Consider the following 15,962-nt stretch of genomic DNA (forward strand, 5'->3'; position numbering starts at 1 on the left):
GTATGAAATTAGGAAAAGGCAGGGAATCTCCATGAATTTTACGAAAATGAATGGATTGGGCAACGATTTTGTTGTCATGGCTCAGTATGACCGTTTGCCTGATCATGTTGCTGAATTGGCTCAAAACATGTGTAATCGCCATTTTGGTGTAGGGGCTGACGGATTGGTATTTATTCTCCCATCTGATAAGGCTGATTTTAGAATGAGAATTATCAATGCCGACGGATCTGAAGCAGAGCAGTGCGGAAATGCCATTCGATGCGTTGGAAAATATGTATACGATCATCAAATGACCACCAAAAAGGAACTTAGCATTGAAACATTGGCAGGTATTCAGCATGTTTTTCTTCACGCGGAAGGAGACCGGGTATCTGAAGTAAAAGTGGATATGGGACCGCCTGTGTTGATTCCAAATGAAATTCCGACGAAAGTGGAAGGAGAAAAAGCGATCCAAATACCCATCGAGGTGAAAGGAAAAACTTTTCATTTTACTGCCGTATCCATGGGGAATCCCCATGCTGTTATTTTTGTGGATGATGCCGTTCATTATCCTGTAGAAACTTGGGGACCGCTAATTGAAGTCCATCCCATGTTTCCGAAAAAAACCAATGTGGAATTTGTAACGGTGAGGAATGACGGAGAAGTGGATATGCGGGTTTGGGAAAGAGGAGTTGGCCAAACCCTGGCTTGCGGTACTGGGGCTTGTGCTACAGCGGTCGCTTCCCATCTTGTAGGAAAAACAGGAAGAAAGGTTTTGGTCCATTTAAAGGGGGGAGACTTGCTCATTGAATGGAATCTGGAAGATCATCATGTCTATATGACAGGGCAGGCGACAGAAACATTCAGTGGAACTTGGCTGCTATAGAATGGAATAGTTGCCGACGTGTGATTCTTTGATATGAAAATACCTTTTCATATCAATTTGTGACCCTTCGGGTCATGTAAGTTTAGTTCCACATGATGGAGAATTGCGTCAAAGGGTTAAAATAGTTACAATAGGGAAAAGTTAAATGGATGTGACAATCATTTATGAAAAGTATGACTGGATATGGTAGGGCAGAGCAACGAATAGACGGTCTTTCCTTTACCGTTGAAATGAAATCGGTAAATCATCGCTTTTGTGAGATTTCGATCAAGATGCCTCGAGAATTTATGTTTGCAGAAGATAAAATAAAGAGGTTGATACAGAAGAAGATCCTCCGGGGGAGAGTGGATGTTTTTGTCAATATGGATGCAGAGACTCTTCCTAATCAACAGCTTGAGGTGAACTGGAGTCTTGTTGAACAATATATGTCTGCTATCCGGGAATTTCAACAAAAATACAATCTTCATGACAACATTTCGGCAACGGATATTTTGGCCAGGGAAGACATGATTCAACTCAAGGAAGAGCAGCGGAATTTGGAAGAAGCGGCTGATTTTCTTTTGGATGTAGTGTCTCAGGCTGTTGACCGGCTGGTTGAAATGAGGGATTTGGAGGGACAAGCTCTAACAGAAGATTTAGAATCCAGAATGACCCAGATTAGACAATATATAGGAAATATTTCCCAACATTCCGGACGCGTCGTTGACATCTATCGGGAGAAAATTTTGCAAAGGGTGAAGGAATTTTTAGGCGGGCAGGTTGAATTGGATGAAGGAAAGTTATTAACGGAAGTGGCCCTCTTTGCCGAAAAAGCTAATATTGATGAAGAATTAACTCGTTTACATAGCCACTGCGAGCAATTTTTGAAAGTAATCAGAGATAAAGGTGCCATTGGCAGAAAGCTTGATTTTTTAATTCAGGAAATGAACCGGGAAATGAATACCATTGGCTCCAAAGCTAATGATTTAAAAATTAGTCAATGGGTCGTCGAGTTAAAAAGCGAATTGGAAAAAATCAAAGAACAGGTGCAAAATATAGAGTAAAATATAAAGTGTCAAGGGATTTGATATGATTTGCCACGAAGGGGGACTCCAATTTGTCCATCAAATTAGTAAATATCGGCTTTGGAAATATTGTAAATGCCAATCGGATAATTTCTGTAGTAAGCCCTGAGTCAGCTCCCATTAAACGAATCATTCAGGAGGCAAGGGATGGTGGAAGGCTGATCGACGCAACCTATGGCAGGCGTACAAGGGCTGTCATCATTACTGATAGTGATCACGTCGTCTTATGTGCCGTTCAACCTGAAACGGTTGGGCAGCGATTATTGGGGTCAAAAGATGATGATTCATTGGATTAGGAGAGGGTATCATGGAAAAAGAAAGGGGATTATTGATCGTTCTTTCCGGTCCTTCAGGTGTGGGAAAGGGTACGGTCAGAGCTGCACTTCAGGATAAGGTAAAGGATCTAGTATATTCCATTTCAGCGACAACCCGTGAGAAACGGGAGGATGAAGTAGAAGGCGTCCATTATTTTTTCAAAACAAAAGATGAGTTTCTGCAAATGATTGAGAACGATGAATTCCTGGAATGGGCTCAGTTTGTTGGAAATTATTATGGAACTCCCCGTGCTTTTGTGGAAGAAACATTATCCAAAGGAAAAGATGTTATTCTCGAAATTGAAGTAAAGGGTGCATTTCAGGTTCAGGAAAAATTTCCTGAAGGAATTTTTATTTTTCTGGCCCCTCCCAATATGACGGAATTAAAGAATAGAATTATCCATCGGGGTACAGAAACGGAAGAATCCATTCACAACCGTCTCAACACAGCAAGAGAAGAAATTGAGATGATGGAAAAATATGATTATGTTGTCGTGAATGATGAGGTGGATAAGGCTTGTGAACGTATAATGGCCATCATTGTTGCTGAACATTGTAAAAGGGAACGGATCATTCAACATTATTACAAGCTAATAAAGGAGGATTTATAATGCGTTATCCTTCCATCGATGTGTTGGTAGAAAAGACGGGAAGCAAATATACGCTGGTTGCTTTGGCTGCAAAGCGGGCAAGACAATTAAGGGAGACTGGGAAAGTGCTCATTGAACAACCAAAGTCCCGAAAACACGTGGGAATGGCTTTAGAGGAGATTGCGTTTGATAAATTAACCTTTGATCGAAAAAAATAACAACCGGAAATGGTTGTTATTTTTTTAGGAGGATTGACGATGAGGAAAAAAACTGTAGTTTTAGGAGTAACTGGAGGAATTGCTGCCTATAAGGCAGCTGCTCTTACAAGCCAATTAACACAAAAGGGGATTGATACATGGGTGATCTTGACAGAATCGGCTGCCCGATTTGTCACTCCCCTTACATTTCAGACTTTGTCAAAACATCATGTATTTGTGGATACCTTTGAAGAAAGGGATCCCGCTGTTGTTTCTCACATTGATTTGGCTGACAAGGCTGATCTGTTTGTCATTGCACCGGCAACGGCAAATATCATCGGTAAGATGGCTCAAGGAATTGCGGATGATATGCTGTCTACCACCGTGCTGGCAACGGTAGCCCCCGTGTTAATATGTCCTGCCATGAATGTTCATATGTATGCCCATCCTGCAGTACAAAGAAATATGAACATCCTGAAGGAATGGGGCTATCATTTTGCCGAACCGGGAGAGGGCCCTTTAGCTTGCGGATATACGGGGAAGGGAAGGCTGGCAGAGTCGGAAAGCATACTGACTCATATTGAGTATTTGTTGAAAAAAGGGAACAGGAAAACGGATCTTAAAGGAAAGAGGGTTCTCGTTACCGCAGGTCCCACCCGGGAAAAAGTGGACCCGGTTCGCTTTTTTTCTAACCGGTCATCAGGAAAAATGGGATTTGCCATTGCTGAGGCAGCCAGAGACCGGGGAGCAGAAGTACTTTTAGTCACAGGACCAACCTCATTACCCAAACCCTCAGGGGTTATCACCTATCCCGTAGAATCTGCAGAAGAAATGTACCATGCGGTCATGGAAAAGATAGAAGAGGTGGATATTGTCATAAAAGCGGCGGCTGTTGCTGATTATCGACCAAAGGAAGTACACGATCAAAAAATCAAAAAGAGCGAGGGGCAGTTAATCATAGAACTGGAGAGAACAAAAGATATTCTCTTTGAAATCGGCAAGAGAAAGAAACATCAATTTGTAGTGGGATTTGCGGCCGAAACAAAGGATGTAGAATATTATGCTAAGGATAAAATGTCTAGAAAAAATGTGGATATGATCGTGGCCAATAACGTGAAATTAGTGGGTGCCGGATTTGAAGAAGACACAAATGTAGTCACCATATATGTAAAGAACGGACAAGAAATATCCCTTCCAAAGATGAGCAAAAGGGAAGTGGCAGATGCCATCTTTGACCAGATCATGGGTTTGCTTGAACAAAGGGAGTAGTCATCATGATTGCAAAAGTGGTGATTGACCTTCCTGTTGATTCCATTGATAAACCCTTTGATTATGCGGTTCCGGGTTCGTTAATTCCATTGATAAAAAAAGGGTGTCGGGTGATGGTTCCCTTTGGCACCATGAAAAGAATGGGTTTTGTTGTTGAACTGGTAGATTCGCCTTCCATCATTCATGTAAAGGAAATTTTGGAAGTGTTGGATGATCATCCTCTTCTTACCGAAGAGTTAATCGTTTTGGGGGAATGGATGAGTCAATATTATTTGTGTCCGATGGCCAAGGTTTACCAAGCCATGATTCCTTCCATGCTCAGGTTGAAATATATAAAATATGCAAGTGTTAATGATCAAGCCCTTGATCAATATCTTATCCTTACGCCTGAAGAAGAGAAAATCATGTCTGAAATAAAGAGAAAAGGGAAAATTCCTTTAGAAGTATTAACACTTACTTATTCTGATCATCGTGACATCATACAGAAATGGATGGGGGAAGGAACCATTAAAATTTCCAATGTTGTCGATGATGGAATAACCAGAAAAAAAGTGACCTATGTGGAATTGTCCAAAAAACAGGCAGAGATTGTCCGCTATATGGAACAATTATCTGCAAGGGAAGAGGGTCAAAAGAAAATTTTACGACTATTGCTGGATGCCCCCTGCAATACTCATTTCCCCTTATCCAAACTGTTGGAACAAACAGGCGTTTCAAGAAGTGCGGTAAAAACCTTGGAAAAGAAGAAAATGATCCGCGTATTTCAAAAAGAAGTATACCGAGATCCCTTCCAAGGAACAAAGGCGGATATCGTCCCAAAGCCCGAATTAACAGATGCCCAAAGGGAAAATCTTAAAAAAATAAATCAGGCCATCCATCAAGGCAAGGAGGAGGTCTTTGTTCTTTATGGGGTAACGGGAAGCGGGAAAACAGAGGTTTACCTGCGGGCGATTGAGCACACCCTCCAACTGGGGAAACAAGCCATTGTTTTGGTTCCGGAGATATCTCTCACTCCTCAGATGGTTGAACGATTTAGGGGAAGGTTTGGAAATCGGGTGGCCGTCTTACATAGTCAGTTATCCAAAGGAGAACGGTTCGACGAATGGAGAAAAATCATTTACGGAGAAGTAGATGTGGTGATTGGGGCGAGATCTGCTATATTTGCACCCCTGCAAAAAATCGGGCTAATTGTCCTGGATGAAGAACATGAATCTAGTTATAAACAGGAGGATTCTCCCCGTTATCATGCCAGGGAAATTGCCTTGTTCAGAGGAGCTTATCATGGTGCGGTAACCATCCTAGGAAGTGCCACTCCTTCCTTGGAGTCCATACAAAAAGCAGGAAAAGGGGTATATCACTGGCTTTCCATGCCCAATCGGGTGAAAGGCCAGCGTCTTCCTACCATTCATATTGTGGACATGAGAGAAGAATTAAAACAGGGAAACCGCTCGATTTTTTGTCAATCTCTACTTCACATGATGGAGGATCGATTGAATAAAAAGGAACAAATTGTTCTTTTTCTTAACAGACGAGGTTTCTCTACTTTTGTCATGTGCCGAAATTGCGGGTATGTGGAACAATGTCCCCATTGCGACATTTCTTTAACCTATCATCATACAGATCAGACCTTAAAATGCCATTATTGCGGTTATGTGAAAGGAAATGTAAAAATATGTCCATCCTGCCAGAGCCATCAAATCCGTTTTTTTGGAACCGGGACACAAAGGGTTGAGGAAGAAATAGCCAAGCAGTTTCCCGGAGCCAGAGTGATCAGAATGGATGTGGATACAACCAGAAAAAAAGGCTCCCATGAAAAAATGCTCAACGCATTTGGCAAAGGTCAAGCCGACATTTTGTTAGGAACACAAATGATTGCAAAGGGATTGGATTTTCCCAAGGTCACTTTAGTAGGAGTGATTTCGGCAGACAACATGCTGCATCTTCCTGATTTTCGGGCTTCAGAGAGGACCTTTCAATTGCTCACCCAAGTGGCCGGACGTTCAGGAAGGCATGAGCTTTCTGGAGATGTCATCATTCAGACCTACACCCCTGAACACTATGCGATTCAATATGTAAAAGAACATAAATTCCAGGAATTTGTTCGGCATGAGATGGGAATCAGAGCTAACTTCGGCTATCCTCCGTATTCCCGTCTGTTTCTGGTTACCTTTTCCCATCAGGATTTGGGTGTGTTAATGAAGGAATCCAATGCATTCGTTTCCCATTTAAAAGGGAAAATCAAAGGGAACACCCAGATTTTAGGACCTGCCCCATCACCCATTCCGCGAATCAAAGATAGATATCGTTTTCAATGCATGATAAAATATAACGATGAACCTATTCAACGAATGGTATCAGAAGTATTGGAACGATTAGAGAAAAAAATAAGACAAAGTCAGATTCGAATTTCGATAGATGTTGACCCGCAGATACTGACATGAAGGAGGATAAAGAATGGCATTAAGAATGATTGTAAAACACCCGGATCCGCTTCTACGGCAAAAGGCGAAAGAGGTTTCGAAATTAAACGATAATCTCCACAAGTTATTGGATGATATGGCCGAGACCATGTATCATGCCGAAGGGGTTGGCTTGGCTGCTCCCCAGATAGGAATTTTAAAACGGGTGATTGTTGTAGATGTGGGAGAAGGGATTATTGAATTAATCAATCCCGAGATTATTGAACAGGATGGCGAGCAAATCGGTCCGGAAGGATGTTTAAGTATTCCAGGTATATTAGGTGAAGTCAGGAGAGCGAAAAAATGCAAGGTAAAAGGACTGAATCGACATGGAGAAGAGGTTGTCCTCGAAGGTGAAGATCTATTGGCACGGGCATTTCAGCATGAAATTGATCATTTAAACGGTGTGCTGTTCATTGACTTGGCTGAAAAAATATATGATAAAACAACGGAGTAGCCGGCAGTGTAAAACAGCAATTGGTAACGAAATCGCCTTTTACAATATGTGATTTGAAGGAGGAAGCCGTATTGCGTATTGTTTTTATGGGTACCCCCGACTTTGCGGTACCTTGCCTGGAAAGATTAGTCAAGGATTTTGAGGTTGTTGCAGTGGTTACACAACCGGACAGACCAAAGGGGAGAAAAAGGGAACTTACTCCCTCACCGGTAAAAGTAACGGCTATCAAACACAAAATCCCTGTTTTTCAACCTGAAAAACTAAGGGATTCCACAGAACTGGAACAGGTGATTCAGCTTAACCCGGATTTGATCGTAACGGCAGCTTATGGTCAAATTCTTCCTAAAAAGTTGTTAGACACCCCTCCCTACGGATGTATTAATGTTCATGCTTCCCTCCTCCCTAAATACCGAGGAGGAGCTCCAATACATAGAGCCATTATAAATGGAGAAAAAGAAACAGGTGTCACGATCATGTATATGGCTGAAAAGCTGGATGCTGGTGACATGTTGTCCAGAGTAGTGGTTCCCATTGAAGAAACGGATACGGTAGGTTCTCTTCATAATAAGTTAAGTGAAGTTGGGGCTCGTTTGTTGATGGATACCATCCCCAAATTGATCAAGGGAGAAGTAATCCCGGTGCCCCAGGATCATTCCCTTGCCACCTTTGCCCCTAATATAAAAAGAGAAGATGAATGGATTGATTGGGATGTCCCGGTACAAGCCATATTCAATCAAGTAAGGGGTCTCAATCCCTGGCCCGTTGCCTACACTACCTTACAAGGGGAAATTATCAAGATTTGGTGGGGAGAGGCCATTCAATCCTCATTGAGAGGGGAGCCGGGGGAAATCATCATGATTTCGGAAGAGGGAATGGATGTGGCCACCAAGGATGGACAATTTCGAGTTTTACAGCTTCAGCCTGCTGGTAAGCGGAAAATGTCCATCGAAGAATATGTAAGGGGAGCAGGATCTGCCATTGTGAAAGGTATGAAGCTTGGCACTTGATCTTCGGTGTATTGCTAAGACTCCCGCTTCAATAAGCGGGAGATCAAGCACTACATTCTCGAAATAAGTGCGACTAAAGTTCAGGTGGAGTTATAAACTCCATCTGAACTAAGTCTTCTTTATAGGAGGATAACCATGGCATCAGCTAGGCAGGCAGCCTTGGAAGTATTAAACCGTGTTTTTGAACACGACTCATACAGCAATATAGAGCTAAATCATGTATTAAAAAGAGCATCCCTTTCCCCGCCGGATAAAAGGCTGACCACGGAGTTGGTTTATGGAACCATTCAGCGGTTAAATACTTTAGACTGGCATATCCAAAAATTTGTCAACCGGCCCCTGAAAAAATTAGATTCTTGGGTTTTGCAATTGCTTAGAATGAGCTTTTACCAAATTATTTTTTTGGAAAGGATCCCTAACCATGCGGTTGTTCATGAAGCTGTGGAGCTGGCCAAGGAAAAGGGGAATAAAGGGATTGCCAGTTTTTTTAACGGTGTTTTGCGGACCGTTACCAGACACAAGGAAAAACTGATCCTCGACGGCATAGAGGATGAAGTGAAATGGATTTCCTTAAAGGTTTCTCATCCGGAATGGCTGGTACGGAAATGGATCAAACGATTCGGCCGAGAAGAAACCATAAAAATGTGTGAAATCAACAACAATCCTCCTCCCATTATCCTTAGGGTAAACACCCTAAAAACCACAAGGGAGGAACTCATCGATCTGTTAAATGGTGAAGGGATTAGGGCGGTGCCTTCACAGCTTTCCAGAGATGGCGTTAGGATTCTCAGTCACTTGTCACCCGGTGAACTGGACATTTTTCGCAAGGGGTGGGCAACAATCCAAGATGAAAGCTCCATGCTGGTGGCAGATGCGGTAAACCCTCGACCTGGTGATCAGGTCCTGGATGCCTGTTCCGCTCCTGGGGGCAAAGCCACCCATTTGGCCCAAAGAATGGGGGATAAAGGTGAGATTCTGGCTGTAGATATTCATCCTCATAAAGAATCTTTAATTCGAGAAAATGGAGACCGGCTGGGAATCCACATCATTCATACAATGGTTGCCGACAGTACCCGATTGGGAGAATTAATGCCCCATGATCACTATGACAGGGTTCTATTGGATGCCCCTTGCTCTGGCCTTGGTGTTTTACGAAGAAAGCCGGAAATTAAATGGAAAAAAACCGCTAAAGATACGGAAGAGTTAATCCATATTCAGAGAAATCTGTTAAAAGCCATTGCTCCCCTGGTTAAAAAGGGAGAAACCTTAGTTTACAGCACATGCACAATTGACAAGAATGAGAACGAAGAGCAAATCGCCTGGTTTTTAGAAGAACATCCCGATTATGAAAGGGATGAAACCCTTATTCATGATTTGCCTAAACCCGTTTCACCCTATGTAAAAGGCGGTTGTGTACAAATACTGCCCCATTATTTTGGAAGTGACGGATTCTTTATCTCAAGAGTTGTAAAACGATAAACATGTTCAGGAAGTGATGATTAGGATGAAGCCGTTAATCTATGACCTCACCTTTGAGGAACTTCAACATTGGCTGGTGGAAAGGGGGTATCCGTCTTTTCGGTCAACTCAAATATTTGAGTGGTTATACGCAAATCGTGTACGAGCCTTTGAAGAAATGACCAATATTCCAAGGGAACTAAGGGAATTGTTAAATGTTCACTTTTCTTTAAATGCCTTAAAGGAAAATATCACACAGGTATCAAGGGATGGAACTATTAAATTTCTTTTTGATTTGCGTGACAGCCAATCCATTGAAACGGTGATTATGCGTCATGAATATGGAAACAGTGTTTGTGTCACCACACAGGTGGGATGCCGAATTGGATGTACCTTCTGTGCTTCTACCTTGGGGGGATTATCAAGAAATTTAACTGCTGGGGAAATTGTGGCTCAGGTCCTGGAAGCACAAAGGATTTTAGACAGCGAAGGCCAGAGGGTCAGCCATGTGGTGGTGATGGGGATTGGGGAACCCTTTGAAAATTTTGATGAGTTGCTAAAATTTATTTCTATCATTAATCACTCCAAGGGATTAAATATTGGACAGCGGCATATTACCGTTTCTACAAGCGGAATTGTACCTAAAATTTATGAATATGCCAATCGCAAACTGCAAGTGACCCTCGCCATTTCCCTTCATGCTCCCAACACGGAAATAAGGTCCAAATTAATGCCCATCAACAGACGCTATCCCCTGGACCAACTGATGGAAGCCTGTCGATACTATATTGAGACTACAGGAAGACGAATTTCATTTGAATATGGTTTGTTTGGAGGGGTAAACGATCAGCCTGAACATGCCGAAGAACTGGCAAAATTACTGGATGGAATTCTTTGTCATGTGAATCTCATTCCGGTGAATGATGTACCGGAAAGAAATTATGTTCGCACTCCTAGAGAAGAGATTTTTCAGTTCAAAAGAATATTAGAGAGATATGGGATTAATGTGACCATACGCCGTGAGCATGGAAGCGACATCGCAGCAGCATGTGGACAATTAAGGGCTCAACGCCGATCGGGAGATAAGAGGTGACGGTAGTGGAGATTGCGATGAAATCAGATATTGGGTGCGTTCGTCAGGTGAATGAGGATTATGGCACCCATTTTACCATCTTGGACAAATACACCGGAGTCATTTTAGCAGATGGCATGGGCGGGCATCTGGCAGGAGATGTTGCCAGCAAAATGGCCGTAGAGGTGATCTGTCATGAGATTCAATCTTTGTTAGAAGAAGAAATAACTGTCGATGAAATTCGGATAAATACGGAACATGCCATCAAAAAAGCCAACGACAAAATATTGGATTATGCAAGCAGGCATCAGGAATGTGCAGGAATGGGAACGACGGTAGTGGTTGGAATTCTCAGAAAAGGATGGGGATTAATTGCGTATATCGGGGATAGTAGAGCCTACCAGTTCACCTTGGGACATTTAAAAAGATTAACCGATGATCATTCATTGGTTAATGAATTGGTAAAGAGCGGACAAATTACGGCAAAAGAAGCAGATGACCATCCGCAGAGGAATGTTCTTCTTCGGGCCCTTGGAACGGATAAACATGTGACCATTGACTTTGTTCCTGTCTCCTTTCAGGAAAGAGATATTTTTCTGATATGCAGTGACGGGTTAACGAAAATGGTCCCGGATAAGGAGATAGAGAAAATTTTAAATCAGAGAATTTCATTACAGGAAATGGCGGATCAATTAGTGGAAAGAGCCAAAGAAGCAGGCGGAGATGATAATATTACCGTAATTTTGCTAAGGGAAAGTCAACCCAATGGATAATAAAAGGAGGTGAGCCAGTATGATCGGGAAAAAATTGGGCGGAAGATATGAAATTCTCTCCAAAGTTGGAGGGGGAGGAATGGCCATTGTATATAAGGCCAAGGACCTTTTTCTCGATAGAATTGTTGCTGTCAAAATATTACGGGCCCAATTTGTAAACGATGAGGATTTTATTCGTCGTTTTCGTAGGGAGGCTCAGGCAGCGGCCAGTTTGTCCCATCCGAATGTGGTCAACATTTATGATGTAGGTGAAGATGAAGAGATTCATTATATTGTCATGGAATACATAGAAGGTTTTACATTGAAACAATTGATACAAGAAAAAGCTCCATTGCCGGTGGAAGAAGCCATTTACATTGCTTCGCAAATATGTGAGGCTCTGGATCATGCTCATCAAAACCATATTATCCATCGAGACATTAAACCTCATAATATTTTGATTGGCAGGCGGGGGCGAGTGAAAGTAACCGATTTTGGCATTGCCAGGGCGGTTACCTCTGCTACCATTACCCACACCGGTTCAGTTCTCGGCTCCGTACATTATTTTTCACCGGAACAGGCCAAGGGAGGGATGACGGGGGAGAAGTCAGATATCTATTCTCTTGGTATTGTCCTGTATGAAATGCTGACGGGGAATTTGCCTTTTTCTGGGGAATCTCCTATCAGTGTTGCCTTGAAGCATCTTCAGGATAATTATTTATCACCAAGGGCTATCATCCCCTCTATTCCGCAAAGCGTGGAAAATGTGGTGTTAAAGGCGTTGGCCAAAGATCCCGATTTGCGTTACCGTTCGGCCAAGGAGATGTGGGAAGATCTGCATACGGTTTTGTCTCCTGAAAGGAAAAATGAGCCAAAAATCACATTTTCCCATAATGAAATGGAAGACAATCAGCCTACCCGAATTGTCCCCGCATTATCTGAAGATATGATTCACTCATTATCCGGTCAGAATTCGGATAATGTGGAAGAAAATGACGAAGAGGATTACGATGATGAGCCAGATGGAAAAAGAATCTGGGTAAAAGTGATTATTTCAATTATTACTGTCATACTACTAATCGGTGGAGGATTGCTTGCTTTTAACTACTTGTCAGGGATTTTATTTGTCCCTGATGTTCCCGTTCCCAGGGTTGTCAGTATCCCTAAAGATCAGGCCATAAAAAAGATTGAAGAAAAGGGTCTTTTGGCAAAGGTTGAGGAAAGATCCAGCAATGAGGTGGAAGAGGATTTTGTGATTAGACAGGAACCTGCCCCAGGTTCGCCGGTTAAAGCTAACACCTATGTTACTATTTATGTGAGCAAGGGTAAAGAAAAAATACCCATGCCTAGTTTGATTGGTTTCCCCCAACAGACCGCTGTGGAGTTGTTGGCTTCATTTACCAATGTGGTGGTAGAACAAGAGTTTAGCGATTCCCCTTCAGGAAAAGTGATTAAGCAAGAGCCAAAGGCAGGGGAGCCGGTTGTCCCCAGTGAAGTAAAGGTAACGATAACCGTCAGCCAAGGGAAGGAAAGCTTTGAAATGCCCAGTTTAATCGGGAAAGATGAGCAAGAAGCCGCGGCGACTCTTCTTAAATATGATTTGAAGTTAGGAAACCCCAATTATGGTCCCAGTTATATGGATAAAGGAAAGGTGTACCGGCAATTTCCATTTGAACCTGGAGACCCTGTTTCCCGCGGGGCTACTATTGATATATGGGTGAGTACCGGACTTCCCGATGATGCCATTGAAGCCATTGAACAGGTGATGGTGTTTCCGGACAGTCCAGAAGGTACTGATGTCCTCATTTACGTATCCGATGCTAGGGGCAGCAATCAATTGGTATACCAAAGAACGATCAGGGAACCGACTCCTGTGGATGTGAAAGTGATTGTGACTGCTGAGCTGAACGGTTTGATTCAGGTGTATAAGGATGGAAGCTTAGTTGAAAGAAGACCTGTCCAATATGATAAGGTAGTTGGAGGAGATTAAATGATTGAGGGCCGGATCATAAAGGCACTTAGCGGTTTCTACTATGTAAAAGCAACCAATCATATTCTTTATCAGTGCCGGGCAAGGGGACTTTTCAAAAAGAAGGGTATATCCCCACTTGTTGGTGATTGGGTTACGATTGAGGAGATTGAAAATGAAGGACATATAACTAATGAAGGATACATTACTCAAATACACTCTAGATATTCGGAACTGATAAGACCTCCCATTGCCAACATTGATCTTGCTGTTGTCGTTTTTTCCCTTGCTGACCCCAAACCTTCCCTTACCCTTTTGGATAAGTTTTTGGCTCACATCGAATACGCACATGTAAATGCTATGATTGTTCTTACCAAGTTGGATCTGGTTGAAATGGACCGTACCATAACCGATCCGTTTAAATCATACCAAAAAATGGGATATCCTGTCGTTTATACCAGTGTGAAATCTGGAGAAGGTCTTTCTGTATTGTCAGATTATCTTACCGGTCATATTTCGGTATTATGCGGCCAATCGGGAGTGGGAAAGTCATCCATCTTAAATGCCCTGATTCCCGATTTAAATCTTGATACCTCCAGTGTCAGTATGAAGCTCGGAAGAGGAAAACACACAACCCGACACGTTGAACTGATCCCACTGCCGCAAGATGGATTTGTTGCCGATGCTCCCGGTTTTAGTCAGCTGGAATTTGCAGATATGGAAATAGAAGATCTAAGCCTTTGTTTTAGAGAAATAAAGACTTATGTTCCCCAGTGCAAGTTCCGGGGATGCCTTCACCGCAAGGAACCGAATTGTGCGGTGAAGCGGGCCGTAGAAAAAGGAGATATTCTGGAATCACGGTATGAAAATTATTTACAGTTTATAGAAGAAATCAAGGAAAAAAGACGGAGGTATTAACATGATAAAAATTGCTCCATCCATTTTATCCGCCGACTTCGCCCGACTGAAGAATGAAATAGTAGACGTGGTTCGGGGTGGAGCGGACTGGATCCATGTGGATGTGATGGATGGCCATTTTGTTCCTAATATCACGATAGGACCCCTAGTCGTTGAAGCCATCCGTCCTCATACCCATCTACCCCTCGATGTTCATTTAATGATCGAGGAACCTGACCGCTATATCCCTTCTTTTGCAAGATCAGGAGCCGATATCATTACGGTTCATCAGGAAGCTTGCCCACATTTGCATCGAACGGTTCACCTGATCAGGGAACAAGGAAAAAAAGCCGGCGTATCCTTAAATCCGGCTACTCCATTATCCGCTATTGTCCATATCCTTGAAGACGTAGATATGGTTTTGCTGATGACGGTTAACCCGGGATTTGGAGGGCAAAAGTTTATCCATTCAGTACTTGGCAAAATAAGGGATTTAAAAATGTTGCTAGAAGAGAAAGGATTAAATCATATTGATATTGAAGTGGATGGTGGGATCAATGAAAAAACGGCCTCCCTTGTGGTTGAGGCCGGGGCCAATGTTTTAGTTGCCGGTTCTGCTATTTTTAACTCTGATAATAGATGCAAAGCGATTCAAGGGATTCGAGATGCTCTTTAATCGAAGCTAGTCCCACTTCCTCCAAATATGTGGGTGGAGCTATGGAGTCAGTTTGAGGGTTGATTCCCGTTCTTTAGTCTCTTTGCGAAGTACGAACTAGAAGGCTGTCCCTATAAATTCATTAGTTCCATCGGGAGTTTTTGCGAACTTAGCCATAGGATAACCGAAACTTCCTTATTTTGAATAAAAGTTTTTTGGAACATTTGCCAAGTCTGCGAATATACTTTAATAACAGTTTTGGGCCTAAGTTTAGTAAGGAGGGGTCGGATTTGAGGTTCTATACGATAAAGTTACCCAAGTTCTTAGGGGGTTTTGTTCGGATGATTATCGGGGTTTTTTCCAAGCAAAAGTGAATAGTAAAAAAAGCACCGCAGGTGCTTTTTTTCATATAAATTCATTTATCCTTGACGTAAGTGTGTATAAAGTCGGGTGGAGTTAATAATTCCACCTGAATTAAGTCCTCGTTATACCCTTGTAACTTTTCCGGATTTAAGAGCTTTTGCACTTACATATACTCGCATTGGTTTACCATCCACTAAAATGCGCACTTTTTGGACGTTAACACCCCATTTGCGCTTATTTTTACGATTGGAGTGACTCACTTTATTCCCGGAGCGAGCTCTTTTCCCTGTAATATAACAAACACGTGACATCATTTCCACCTCCCTCACCCGAGAAGAATGCATCGAACGCCTATCCATTCCCTTAGAAAAAAGGAATTAAAATAGGCAAAAATCCTAAATTATATTAACATAGGAAATATTAAATTGCAAGAACCGTTATTGTTCTTGTTGAACGTCTGTGATATTGTCATATTGTAACGCATCAGTGAAAATGTCACTATGGGACAGGAGAGAATAACTTTGAGCAAAAAAGAGTTGAAGCGTTACAAAGTCATTGAACAACTGATTCAAGG

Annotated in this window: 17 protein-coding genes; 16 read left to right on the forward strand and 1 reads right to left on the reverse strand. The window is 42.4% G+C overall.

All coding sequences use genetic code 11. The features are described 5' to 3' along the window. The first annotated feature begins 31 nt into the window (after nucleotides 1-31). The 16 genes from dapF to spoVM all read left to right on the forward strand — a co-directional run bounded on the left by dapF (nucleotide 32) and on the right by spoVM (nucleotide 15,399). The gene (dapF, locus tag L1765_RS13025) at nucleotides 32-865 is read left to right on the forward strand and encodes a diaminopimelate epimerase (protein ID WP_236407923.1); all 834 of its coding nucleotides are present in this window, start codon (nucleotides 32-34) and stop codon (nucleotides 863-865) included. Nucleotides 866-1,029: 164 nt separating this feature from the next. Then, the gene (locus L1765_RS13030) at nucleotides 1,030-1,908 is read left to right on the forward strand and encodes a YicC/YloC family endoribonuclease (RefSeq protein WP_236407924.1); all 879 of its coding nucleotides are present in this window, start codon (nucleotides 1,030-1,032) and stop codon (nucleotides 1,906-1,908) included. A gap of 53 nt (nucleotides 1,909-1,961) precedes the next feature. Next, nucleotides 1,962-2,225 carry an extracellular matrix/biofilm regulator RemA gene (remA, locus tag L1765_RS13035; protein ID WP_236407925.1) on the forward strand — a complete coding sequence of 88 codons (264 nt, stop codon included), beginning with the start codon at nucleotides 1,962-1,964 and terminating at the stop codon, nucleotides 2,223-2,225. An 11-nt stretch (nucleotides 2,226-2,236) separates the two neighbouring features. Continuing rightward, a complete protein-coding gene (gmk, locus tag L1765_RS13040; protein WP_236407926.1) occupies nucleotides 2,237-2,854 on the forward strand; it encodes a guanylate kinase in 618 nt (205 codons plus the stop codon). Beyond that, nucleotides 2,854-3,051: a DNA-directed RNA polymerase subunit omega gene (gene rpoZ, locus L1765_RS13045; protein ID WP_236407927.1), complete on the forward strand. Its 198-nt coding sequence runs from the start codon at nucleotides 2,854-2,856 to the stop codon at nucleotides 3,049-3,051. Before gmk ends, rpoZ begins: the two co-directional genes overlap by 1 nt. 39 nt (nucleotides 3,052-3,090) lie before the next feature. Further along, a complete protein-coding gene (coaBC, locus tag L1765_RS13050; protein WP_236407928.1) occupies nucleotides 3,091-4,299 on the forward strand; it encodes a bifunctional phosphopantothenoylcysteine decarboxylase/phosphopantothenate--cysteine ligase CoaBC in 1,209 nt (402 codons plus the stop codon). 5 nt (nucleotides 4,300-4,304) lie between these two features. Beyond that, a complete protein-coding gene (priA, locus tag L1765_RS13055) occupies nucleotides 4,305-6,740 on the forward strand; it encodes a primosomal protein N' (protein WP_236407929.1) in 2,436 nt (811 codons plus the stop codon). Nucleotides 6,741-6,753: 13 nt separating this feature from the next. Beyond that, complete coding sequence (gene def / locus L1765_RS13060) at nucleotides 6,754-7,215, forward strand: peptide deformylase (protein ID WP_236407930.1); 462 nt, start codon at nucleotides 6,754-6,756, stop codon at nucleotides 7,213-7,215. A 71-nt stretch (nucleotides 7,216-7,286) separates the two neighbouring features. After that, nucleotides 7,287-8,222, forward strand: coding sequence for a methionyl-tRNA formyltransferase (gene fmt, locus L1765_RS13065; RefSeq protein WP_268928914.1), 936 nt, complete (start codon nucleotides 7,287-7,289; stop codon nucleotides 8,220-8,222). A gap of 135 nt (nucleotides 8,223-8,357) precedes the next feature. Further along, nucleotides 8,358-9,701 carry a 16S rRNA (cytosine(967)-C(5))-methyltransferase RsmB gene (gene rsmB, locus L1765_RS13070; RefSeq protein ID WP_236407931.1) on the forward strand — a complete coding sequence of 448 codons (1,344 nt, stop codon included), beginning with the start codon at nucleotides 8,358-8,360 and terminating at the stop codon, nucleotides 9,699-9,701. A gap of 25 nt (nucleotides 9,702-9,726) precedes the next feature. Continuing rightward, entirely contained in the window at nucleotides 9,727-10,773 is a 1,047-nt protein-coding gene (gene rlmN, locus L1765_RS13075; RefSeq protein ID WP_236407932.1) for a 23S rRNA (adenine(2503)-C(2))-methyltransferase RlmN, read from the forward strand. Continuing rightward, nucleotides 10,770-11,525, forward strand: a complete 756-nt coding sequence (locus L1765_RS13080; protein ID WP_236407933.1) for a Stp1/IreP family PP2C-type Ser/Thr phosphatase — start codon at nucleotides 10,770-10,772, stop codon at nucleotides 11,523-11,525. The genes rlmN and L1765_RS13080 overlap by 4 nt, the downstream gene beginning before the upstream one ends. Nucleotides 11,526-11,544: 19 nt before the next feature. Next, nucleotides 11,545-13,494 (forward strand): Stk1 family PASTA domain-containing Ser/Thr kinase, encoded by a 1,950-nt coding sequence (gene pknB, locus L1765_RS13085; RefSeq protein ID WP_236407934.1) that lies wholly within the window; start codon nucleotides 11,545-11,547, stop codon nucleotides 13,492-13,494. After that, complete coding sequence (rsgA, locus tag L1765_RS13090; RefSeq protein ID WP_236407935.1) at nucleotides 13,495-14,391, forward strand: ribosome small subunit-dependent GTPase A; 897 nt, start codon at nucleotides 13,495-13,497, stop codon at nucleotides 14,389-14,391. 1 nt (nucleotide 14,392) lies between these two features. Beyond that, nucleotides 14,393-15,046, forward strand: a complete 654-nt coding sequence (gene rpe / locus L1765_RS13095; protein WP_236407936.1) for a ribulose-phosphate 3-epimerase — start codon at nucleotides 14,393-14,395, stop codon at nucleotides 15,044-15,046. A 269-nt stretch (nucleotides 15,047-15,315) separates the two neighbouring features. After that, on the forward strand, nucleotides 15,316-15,399 hold the full coding sequence (spoVM, locus tag L1765_RS13100) for a stage V sporulation protein SpoVM (protein ID WP_236407938.1): 84 nt from the start codon (nucleotides 15,316-15,318) through the stop codon (nucleotides 15,397-15,399). Nucleotides 15,400-15,510: 111 nt separating this feature from the next. Here spoVM and rpmB read toward each other — a convergent pair whose 3' ends face one another. Then, nucleotides 15,511-15,699 carry a 50S ribosomal protein L28 gene (rpmB, locus tag L1765_RS13105; RefSeq protein WP_236407939.1) on the reverse strand — a complete coding sequence of 63 codons (189 nt, stop codon included), beginning with the start codon at nucleotides 15,697-15,699 and terminating at the stop codon, nucleotides 15,511-15,513. Nucleotides 15,700-15,962 lie beyond the last annotated feature (263 nt).

Source organism: Microaerobacter geothermalis (assembly GCF_021608135.1).
GTDB classification, from domain to species: Bacteria; Bacillota; Bacilli; order DSM-22679; family DSM-22679; genus Microaerobacter; species Microaerobacter geothermalis.

What these genes read in the sequence shown, in the direction of transcription:
- dapF (WP_236407923.1), top strand. Translation starts at nt 32, where the DNA reads ATGAATTTTACGAAAATGAATGGATTGGGCAACGATTTTGTTGTCATG.
- rlmN (WP_236407932.1), top strand. Translation starts at nt 9,727, where the DNA reads ATGAAGCCGTTAATCTATGACCTCACCTTTGAGGAACTTCAACATTGG.
- gmk (WP_236407926.1), top strand. Translation starts at nt 2,237, where the DNA reads ATGGAAAAAGAAAGGGGATTATTGATCGTTCTTTCCGGTCCTTCAGGT.
- rpe (WP_236407936.1), top strand. Translation starts at nt 14,393, where the DNA reads ATGATAAAAATTGCTCCATCCATTTTATCCGCCGACTTCGCCCGACTG.
- rsmB (WP_236407931.1), top strand. Translation starts at nt 8,358, where the DNA reads ATGGCATCAGCTAGGCAGGCAGCCTTGGAAGTATTAAACCGTGTTTTT.
- def (WP_236407930.1), top strand. Translation starts at nt 6,754, where the DNA reads ATGGCATTAAGAATGATTGTAAAACACCCGGATCCGCTTCTACGGCAA.
- coaBC (WP_236407928.1), top strand. Translation starts at nt 3,091, where the DNA reads ATGAGGAAAAAAACTGTAGTTTTAGGAGTAACTGGAGGAATTGCTGCC.
- rpoZ (WP_236407927.1), top strand. Translation starts at nt 2,854, where the DNA reads ATGCGTTATCCTTCCATCGATGTGTTGGTAGAAAAGACGGGAAGCAAA.
- priA (WP_236407929.1), top strand. Translation starts at nt 4,305, where the DNA reads ATGATTGCAAAAGTGGTGATTGACCTTCCTGTTGATTCCATTGATAAA.
- rsgA (WP_236407935.1), top strand. Translation starts at nt 13,495, where the DNA reads ATGATTGAGGGCCGGATCATAAAGGCACTTAGCGGTTTCTACTATGTA.
- rpmB (WP_236407939.1), bottom strand. Translation starts at nt 15,699, where the DNA reads ATGTCACGTGTTTGTTATATTACAGGGAAAAGAGCTCGCTCCGGGAAT.
- pknB (WP_236407934.1), top strand. Translation starts at nt 11,545, where the DNA reads ATGATCGGGAAAAAATTGGGCGGAAGATATGAAATTCTCTCCAAAGTT.
- L1765_RS13030 (WP_236407924.1), top strand. Translation starts at nt 1,030, where the DNA reads ATGAAAAGTATGACTGGATATGGTAGGGCAGAGCAACGAATAGACGGT.